Origin of the sequence: Streptomyces sp. (genome assembly GCF_036566765.1) — a bacterium.
In the GTDB taxonomy this organism is placed as follows: domain Bacteria; phylum Actinomycetota; class Actinomycetes; order Streptomycetales; family Streptomycetaceae; genus Streptomyces.
On the sequence record NZ_DATCVQ010000766.1, the window covers coordinates 1 to 8231 of the forward strand.

The 8231-nt window shown below is 68.9% G+C and carries 6 protein-coding genes and 2 pseudogenes; 2 read left to right on the top strand and 6 right to left on the bottom strand.

The window, feature by feature from the left end:
• Positions 1 to 243: 243 nt before the first annotated feature.
• Positions 244 to 996 (bottom strand): annotated as a pseudogene (locus VIU94_RS44355) (transposase family protein); the annotation flags it as partial.
• Positions 997 to 1024: 28 nt separating this feature from the next.
• Here VIU94_RS44355 and VIU94_RS44360 point away from each other — a divergent pair.
• Positions 1025 to 1456 carry a hypothetical protein gene (locus tag VIU94_RS44360; protein WP_331921376.1) on the top strand — a complete coding sequence of 144 codons (432 nt, stop codon included), beginning with the start codon at positions 1025 to 1027 and terminating at the stop codon, positions 1454 to 1456.
• A 13-nt stretch (positions 1457 to 1469) separates the two neighbouring features.
• Here VIU94_RS44360 and VIU94_RS44365 read toward each other — a convergent pair whose 3' ends face one another.
• The 4 genes and pseudogenes from VIU94_RS44365 to VIU94_RS44380 all read right to left on the bottom strand — a co-directional run bounded on the left by VIU94_RS44365 (position 1470) and on the right by VIU94_RS44380 (position 6258).
• The gene (locus tag VIU94_RS44365; RefSeq protein WP_331921378.1) at positions 1470 to 2345 is read right to left on the bottom strand and encodes an IS5 family transposase; all 876 of its coding nucleotides are present in this window, start codon (positions 2343 to 2345) and stop codon (positions 1470 to 1472) included.
• A gap of 279 nt (positions 2346 to 2624) precedes the next feature.
• Positions 2625 to 2921: pseudogene (locus VIU94_RS44370) on the bottom strand (helix-turn-helix domain-containing protein); the annotation flags it as partial.
• Positions 2918 to 3658 (bottom strand): DUF6879 family protein, encoded by a 741-nt coding sequence (locus VIU94_RS44375; RefSeq protein WP_331921380.1) that lies wholly within the window; start codon positions 3656 to 3658, stop codon positions 2918 to 2920. The pseudogene VIU94_RS44370 and the gene VIU94_RS44375, both read right to left, overlap by 4 nt.
• 212 nt (positions 3659 to 3870) lie before the next feature.
• Positions 3871 to 6258: a beta-propeller fold lactonase family protein gene (locus VIU94_RS44380; protein ID WP_331921382.1), complete on the bottom strand. Its 2388-nt coding sequence runs from the start codon at positions 6256 to 6258 to the stop codon at positions 3871 to 3873.
• Positions 6259 to 6649: 391 nt separating this feature from the next.
• Between VIU94_RS44380 and VIU94_RS44385 the strand changes: the two genes are divergently transcribed.
• Entirely contained in the window at positions 6650 to 7375 is a 726-nt protein-coding gene (locus VIU94_RS44385; protein WP_331921384.1) for a hypothetical protein, read from the top strand.
• A 3-nt stretch (positions 7376 to 7378) separates the two neighbouring features.
• On the opposite strand, the gene VIU94_RS44390 is transcribed toward VIU94_RS44385, so the two are convergent.
• Positions 7379 to 7963 carry a hypothetical protein gene (locus VIU94_RS44390; RefSeq protein WP_331921386.1) on the bottom strand — a complete coding sequence of 195 codons (585 nt, stop codon included), beginning with the start codon at positions 7961 to 7963 and terminating at the stop codon, positions 7379 to 7381.
• Between the last annotated feature and the right edge of the window lie 268 nt (positions 7964 to 8231).

Sequence of the window (8231 nt, forward strand, 5' to 3'; positions counted from 1 at the left end):
GTCGCACCACCACGGGAACCACAGGGGAAAGCGCGGCTTGCCCGCGGGCTCAGCCCGGTGGTTGGGCTCGGCTCCGGCGGGAGCGGACGGCGTGGGTCACGCGTGTCGCGCCGTAACCGATGAGCCAGGGCAGCACTGTGATGCCCACGACGTAGACGCCGAGAAAGCCCAGGAGTTCCTCCAGCCAGGTCTCCTCCTTCAGGCGGATCAGGCCGGCTATCTGGACGGTCCCCAGGACCGTTCCTAATCAGTGAGCAGGAGTGAGTCTTGGACCCATACCTGGTCAATGCGCGCATCCCGAACGGTTTTGGATGCACTGGTTGCCCGCGTTCCCTGTTGAGTCCCCGCTCGGCGGCGTGCATCGTGTGCACGCTCCGTGACGGGTGGGCGGGTTCCCTCACTCCCTCGGGCCTCCGGTCCGGCCTGGACGGTCCGATGCCCAGCACCATCACTCTGGTGATGCTGGGGCGGTGCCGTCCGTCGCCGGATCGGGTGCCCGAGGGCGCGTCGTCCGATCGCGATACCGGCGGCATCATGTCGGGACATCTTTCGGCGTGGGGTGACCAGCGGCTTTTGCCAGTGCTGGGCGCCCCACTGGGAGGTGTAGGCCGGGTCCACGGCCACGATCGACAGACCGGCTTCGGCCGCCATGGAGACGAGCCGGGCCTTGAGCTTGCCGGTGGGGATGCCAGAGATGAGATGCCGGAACTTCTTGCGCCGGCCGTGCTTCTCGCGGGTCTTATCGGCGGTGAAGTCGAGGTCTTCGATCGCGACCGCCGCGACGCCGCAGCCCTTCGCCCAGTGCAGTACCTGGGTGATGGCGTGCCGGATCTGCGCGTCCCGGTGATCCGCGGTGCCGGTCAGGTCGTAGAAGAACCGGCGCGGGTCGCCGACTGGGTTGCCGTCCGGGTCGAGCCGGTAGGCGGCGAAGTGGTCGGCGTTGGTGTCCACGCCCACCATGCCGTTCGCCCGTGCGGCCTCTAGGGCGTGTATCGGAAGCGGATCATCCGCGTAGGGTGTCGGCATGTCGCTGAGCCACATAACCCTCTCGTCCGGTCGTTCGATCGAGCTCACCGAGCTCCGGATGGCTACGACCTACGGGGGGATGCTGGAGGGCTATCCGTGCCAGCGCATCAACGACATGAAGGTCAGCGGCCTCCTGCGACAGGCCGAGCATGCGTTCTCCTTCGCGCCAGTGCACCTCGTTCCGCCCTCCCGCGAGTACCCGGACCAGACCGCCGGCGCCTTCGGTCCCGTTGAAGTGCTGCCTTCCGTGGCTTGCATCGGTGTTTTCGGCTCTACAGCGGTCGATCCTGAACTCGACGCAGTGCTGCACCGCTCCGCTCTCATCCTGGCCTGGTTCCAGGCCACCCCGGATGTCCCGTCGGGCGAGAATGCTGATGTTGCACTTCGCAGCATTCGCTGGGAAGAGTTGGCCCGGGACTACGAGCTCTAGGGACACGTGCTGATCACAGCCACTCGTTGATGGCCGCTACGAGGACAGTGGCCTCATAGCGGACGGCGAGCTTGTCGTATCGCGTGGCGACAGCCCGGTGTCTCTTGAGCCGGTTGATCCCGCACTCGACCGAATGGCGCTGGCGGTAGTCGACCGGGTCGAAATGCGGCGGCCGGCCGCCAGGGGAACCGAGCTTCTGGCGGTTGCGTGCCTGGTCGGCCTTGTCGGGGATGGTGCAGCGGATTCCGCGGCGGCGCAGGTAGGCGCGGTTTCTGCGGGAGGCGTACGCCTTGTCCGCGCGGACCCGGTTGGGGCGGACGCGTGGCCGACCCGGCCCGATGCGGGGCACGCGGACCTTCTCCAGCACGGGTTCGAACTGCGGCGAGTCCCCGCGCTGCCCAGCCGTGATCACGAACGACATGGGCTTCTGGCCCTGCTCGACGGCCAGGTGCAGCTTGGTGGTGAACCCGCCGCGCGAGCGTCCCAGCCCATGATCTCCGGGCTCGGTGAACAGACCGCCCGGCGGTTCCTTCTGCAGATCACCCTGATTGCGAGCCCCGCCCGCGTGCTGATGGGCGCGGCACACCGTGGAGTCGACGCTCAGGTCCCACGTGATCGCACCCTTCGCGTCCGCCAGAGACTGGAGCCGCGTGAAGATCCTGTGCCAGATGCCGTCCCGCTGCCACCGACGGAACAGGTCATAGATCCGACCCCACGGTCCGTACTCGACGGGGACGTCCCGCCACGGAACACCGGTCCGGACCCTGAACCGTATGCCGTCGATCAGCCGTCGCCGAGGCCAGACCGGCGGCCGCCCCGACTTCCTCCCCTTCGGCAACAACGGCTCCAGCACCGCCCACTCTTCGTCCGTGAGATCTCCCCGACCCATGAACCGTGATCATCCAACGCTCAAGATCCACTTTCGACACAGGCCCTAGCGGCCCGCTGGCACCCGACACCTGCGGACGGGTGCCAGGGCGTGAGGCCGGGCGTAGCACGCCGAACTGCGACAATCCTTACCCGGATCCTTTTGCGAGGCAGCCATGTTCACCGCCTTCCACCGCCGCAAGGGCGGCGTCCTCGAGCTCGGCGTGCACGCTCCAGACGAGCGGGGCCCGTTCGGCGTCCTCCCCCAGCGCCGGCCTAGCCGTACGAAGCCTGCAGCCTGCTCCTGCCGCGCGCGGTGGCCGGCGGCGGCCTGGCGGCGCCACGACCGGTAGGTGGTCTCCAAGCCGTTCAAGCGGCCCTTCAGCTCCGGGAGGGCGTCTGTGCGGTCCGCGGCCGTGGCCCACGCTTCGAGGTCGGCATGAGTGGGGGTCTGCTTCCCGGCCTGGAGCCTCGACACCTTCGACGGCTGCCAGCCGAGGCGGGCGGCGAACTCCTTGCCGTTCAGGCCGGCCTCGGCACGCAGCTCGCGCACCCGCGTACCGAGGGCTTCCCGGCCGCTCTGAAAGTCCGTGCTCACACGGACGAACGTACCCGCCGAGCGAACTCGGCGGTCGGGATCGCGTGATGCCATGCGGCGTCCCGGGCCTGGCAGGCGGCGGCGACCTCGGCGGGGTCCTCGGACACGATCACGCCGAGAGTGGTGTCGTCCTCGTCGAACACGAACCGGACCAGCGTCCGGGAGTCGAAGAGCCAGAAGTCGTAGTCCGGCAGCCCGAGCGTACGGGCCTGCTCGCGGGACAGGTTGCGGATGTCCTCGCCGGCGGCCACGTTGCCCAGCCCGGACGCGAGAAGAAACTCCTGCCCCTCGGTGAGAGGGGTGTCGACGAGCCGGACGCGCTCGAACCGCTTCCCTGCCTCGGTCTGCCGGCGGACGTTCTCACGCCAGGCGTCGAACGGCTCGGCGGCGATGTCCTCGCCGGCCTTCCAGCGGGCCCACTTCGGGCTGCTGCGGTCGCTGGCATAGCCGCGGCGGGTCTCCAGCCGCCAGGCGGTGTGCTTGAACTCGGAGAACAGGCCGGCGATGTCGGCAAACGGGACCATGTCGCGGAGCTCGGCGCGCGGCGCGTACCGGACGAGGAGGTCACGGGGCACGGTCACGAACGTCTCGGACTCCTTGACGTCGCGGAGCTGGGCGAGGTGCTCGAGGTCGGTGACGCGGTCGCCCTGGACGAGGATGTCGTCGGTGCCCTCGACCTCGTACAGGGTGGGGCAGTCGCCTCCGTCGCTGGTCGTGCCGATGAACCTGAGCATCATGGGGCTCCGTCCTAGTCGGGGTGAGATCCCAGCATGCTGCGGCTTGCCTGTGCGGGCGCGGGAATTGCGCGAGATTGCAGCCGCAGCAGGCCGACTGCCAATCCTGGGGTGTCCTACAGTCCCTTCATGGGCCGGGGAGACGCGCCCGCGTGGGCGGCATTGGTGCCCGCGGCGGGCCGCCGGCCGCACAGGATCGAGGCGGGCGTAGACGTTCAGGGGCAGCCCGGGCCCGACCGTGGGTTGGTGCACAGGTCCGTTCCCGGACCGCCGTTGTTGGTGTTCCTTCCGGGGCCGCCGGACAACGTGTCATCGCCGTCGCCGCCCGCGAGCCAGTCGTCGCCGGCGTTGCCCTCGAGGTGGTCGTCGCCGCCGTTGCCGGTCACGGTGTCGTTGCCGGCACCGCCGCAGACGAGGTCGTCACCGCCGCGGCCCATGATGATGTCGTTCCCGTCGCCTCCCATAATCACGTCAGGTCCCGGTGTGCCGCGGAGCGTGTCCCTTCCCGGTGTCCCGACGATCGAGGGTGTGACGGTCGCGCATGTCGCCACCGGCACCGGCACCGGCACCGGCACCGGCACCGGCGATGGCACCGGCGCGGGCACTGACGCCGTCGCCACTTGCGCCGCGCCTTCGCCGACGTTGAGATTGGCGACCATCCGGTAGGCGCTGGGGTCGATCACCGACACCCCGCCGTAGATGTTGGTGATGAAGCCGTCCGTGCCGTACGGACTCGTCGCCACGCCCCACGGGCCGCCGCCGAACTGGACAGTGGCCGCCACCTTGTTGTCGCCCGTATCGATCACTGACACGGTGCCGCTGCCTTGGTTGGTGACGTAGACGTTGGCGCCGTCCGGGCTCACCGCCACCCCCGTCGGTTGGTCGCCGACGTCGACGCTGGCGACCACCGGGTTGGTGCCCGTGCCGATCAGGCTGTTGTCGATCACCGACACGGTGTCGTCGTCCTGGTTGGCGCTGTAGAGGAGGGTGCCGTCCGGGCTCACCGCCACTGCCGCCGGCTCAGCGGCGGGCACGCTGGCGATCACCGGATTGCTGCCGGTGCCGATCAGGGCCGTGGCGATCACCGACACGTCGTCGAGGGTGGTGACGTACACGCGGCTGCCGTCCGGACTGACCGCCACCCCGGTCGGTTGGTCGTCGACGTCGACGGTGGCGGTCACCGGGTTGGTGCCGGTGCCCATCAGGGCGACGTCGACCACCGACAACGAGTCGCCGTCGGTGTTGTTGGTGACGTAGACGTGCATGCCGTCCGGGCTGATGGCCACCCCTGTCGCGCTGACGAAGGGGACAGTTGCCCGCACCGGGTCGGTGCCGGTGCCGATGAAGCTCGTGTCGATCTGTGCCAGGCCGCTGCCGGTACTGGCGACGTAGACCTGGTTGTCATTGGGGCTCACCACCAGCGCCCAGGGCGTGTCACCGACACCGTCGACGGTGGTCACTGCCTTGGTCTCGGTGTCGATCATCGAAACGTTGTCGCTGTCGGCGTTGGCCACGTACACGCGGGTGCCGTCCGGGCTCACCGCGATCCCTTGTGGCCGGTTGCCCACGGCGATCGGCACCGGATTGGCGCCGGTGCTGAGCACAGAAACCTGGCCCTTGACGCTGGCGACGTAGACGTGAGTGCCGTCCGGGCTCACCGCGATCCCCACCGGAACGTGGCCCACGCGGACCGTGCCCGTCACCGCGTTGGTGGCGGTGTCGATCAGCGAGACGGTGTCAGCGAGCTCGTCGGTGACGTAGACGCTTGCACCGTCCGGGCTGACTGCCAGCCCCCACGGGGTGTTACCGACATTCTCGATCGTGGTCACTGCGTGGGTGCTCGTGTCGATCACCGAGACGGTGCCGCCGTCGGAGTTGGCGACGTACACGCGGGTGCCGTCCGGGCTCACCGCCACCCCGGCCGTCTCCGCACCGACGCCGTCGATGGGCGTCACCGTGGAGGTGCTGGTGTCGATCACCGACAGGTCGGCGTTGATGCTGGTGACGTAGACGCTTGCTCCGTCCGGGGTCACCGCCACCCCCTGCGGGCCGTGGCCGACGCCGTTGATGACAGTCACTGCGTTGGTGGCAGTGGCGATCACCGAAACGTTGTCGCTGTTGCTGTTGGCGACGTAGGCGCGGGTGCCGTCCGGGCTCATCGCCACCCCCAGCGGTTCGTCGCCGACGTCGACGGTGGCGATCACCGCGTTGGTGCCGGTGCCGATCAGGCCGGTGGCGATCACCGAAACGTTGTCGCTGTACTCGTTGACGACGTAGGCGCGGGTGCCGTCCGGGCTCACCGCCACCCCCGACGGACCGTCGCCGACGTGGACGGTGGCGATCACCGTGTGGCTGCCGGTGTCGATCACGATGACCCGGTCGCTGAGGGAGTTGGTCACGAAGGCATAGCCGCCCGCGGGGATCGCGGCCGCCGGTCCCGCCGGGACCGCGATAACTGTGGCCGCTGCCATGGCCAGGGACGCCAGCGCGCCGGCCACCCGCCGCGGCCACCGCCCTTCCAGCTGCGCGCCCCGCCTGCGTCGGTCGCCGACGGCGCACTGACCGACCACCGCCACGCGGCCGTACTCCCGGCTCTGGTCCACGCTCGACACTCGACCTCTCACCACTCGCCAGACCCCGCTCGCGACGGAGCCGCGGATACGTCCCTGGCTACGGCGAGAGCCGGCTGTCTCGCACCAGGCACCACCGCGCCCGAAAACGCTCGGCAACCACACCACGGCCACCCCCCGCCCCGACGGCACCCCAGCCCGGCGACCCACCACCGACCACCCATCCAGCCGCACGGCCGGTGCACCTGGAACCCGATGCCGCACCCAAGGCGGCGCCCCGCCGTGTCAGACTTTGCCGCGATCCCGCTGATCCGCGGGCGGGCCATCCCTGCCGCATGCCGGGGGTTGATACTGGTGGGCTCGCGTATTCAACCGTCGCGAGTTGACCCACCTCACTTCGACCCTGCTACTGAGCGTGACAGCCGTGGGGGAGATTCTGCATGTCAGGGGCATCCGGTTGGATGAGCACGTGACTGTCTATGACGTAGCTCGCCAGCTCCCTTCCATCGCTGACCTGCGGAAGCTGTGCCGCTCACTGGCGGTGCTCGATGCGATCTTGAGCCCGGACTGGGAAGGTCGGTACTACTCCTTCAATGCCGGCTGGGCCGACGGCGAGGAGATGGCGTCGATGCGCAACGGGTCGGGGGACGAGTACTCCATCGTGTTCTCGGCGGCCGGGGCCTATGTCCGTGGCTTCGACCACGAAGCACCGATGAGCCCATATAGCAACGATGGCGAGCCCTGGCCGGGAGTGATCGACGAGGTTCCGGAGGTCTTCAAGCCCTTCGTCGAAGAGCCGGCGTTCACCGACGAGGACGACGTTCCCGTTGTGACGGCCTGCCTGTGGCGGGAGGCGACGGATGATCGGTGGCGGCACGGCGCGATCGACTTCCCCGCCGGGTGTTCCGACCCCGACGGGGCAACGGGCCTGTTCGAGCTCCTGGTCGACCGTTCGCCGGAAGCGTTCCAGCGATTCGCCGAGGACTGCTACGAGGTTCCCGTGGACCTGGAAGCGGTGCGCAATGTGTATGCCTTGCGACCGCTGAGCCAGAAGCTCGTCTCATCGCTCAACTCGGAGGTCACCCTCGTAGACCTGGCCGAGGATATCGCCGAGATCGGCTACCCGCAGCCGGTCCGGGACGTGACCTGAGCTTCAACCGTCGGTGAGTCGATGGGGAGTCCAGCCGGATGGTGACCGTAGGTGGTCGCCTGCAGCATATCGGCTCCAGGTCCCGCCGCCTTCTCTGAGGAGGCGGCTGGTGGTCTTGTCGTGGTAGCCGAGGGCGTCCGCGACGACGGGGGCGGGCAGTTCGAGGAGTTGTTGCCGGATGGCGGTGCCGCGGGCGGCTGCGACGGGGATGCCGATCTCGCGCAGTCGTGAGGACATGTGGTCGGGACGGGCCGGCCGGCCCGCCCGGCGGCCGGGGAAGAGCCAGCGGGATGCCTGATTGGTGGCGGTGTTCATGTTGTCGCGCTCCGCGATGTATGCCAGTAGCAGGGCTGCCGCTGGTGCGGGGACGGGAGAGGCGGGCTCCCCGAGCCGCAGAAGCGTGGTCTCTCCGTCGTGGAGCACGTCGTCGACTGTCAGCTGGACGATCCGGGTCAGGGGTTGCGCGTAAAGAAGGACGATGACGCCGGCGACACGGAGGCGCATCGGGGTGTCTGTGTCGGTCAGCAGTCGGCCGAGTGCGGCCAGACGCTCGTCCTCGCTCAGTGCGGGTCGTCTGGAGATCTTCATGGTGGGGATGGACAGGGAGTGTGGACATCGGCGGCTCGTCCTGGCCCAGTTGAGGAAGGCCTCAGGCAGGTGCGGCCGTGTTCGGTGTTGTCCGCGAACCAGGCGTCGATGTCGAGCTGGTCGCAGGACCCACGTCGATCGCAATGGGCCGCTCTGCCACGGCACCGCAGCCTGCGGGAATGCGCGCAGTCCCGCTCCGGCCCAAGGTAGAGGATCACCCTCTGCGCAACGAGCCTTTATCCAATACCGGCAACCGCTGCCGCAGGAC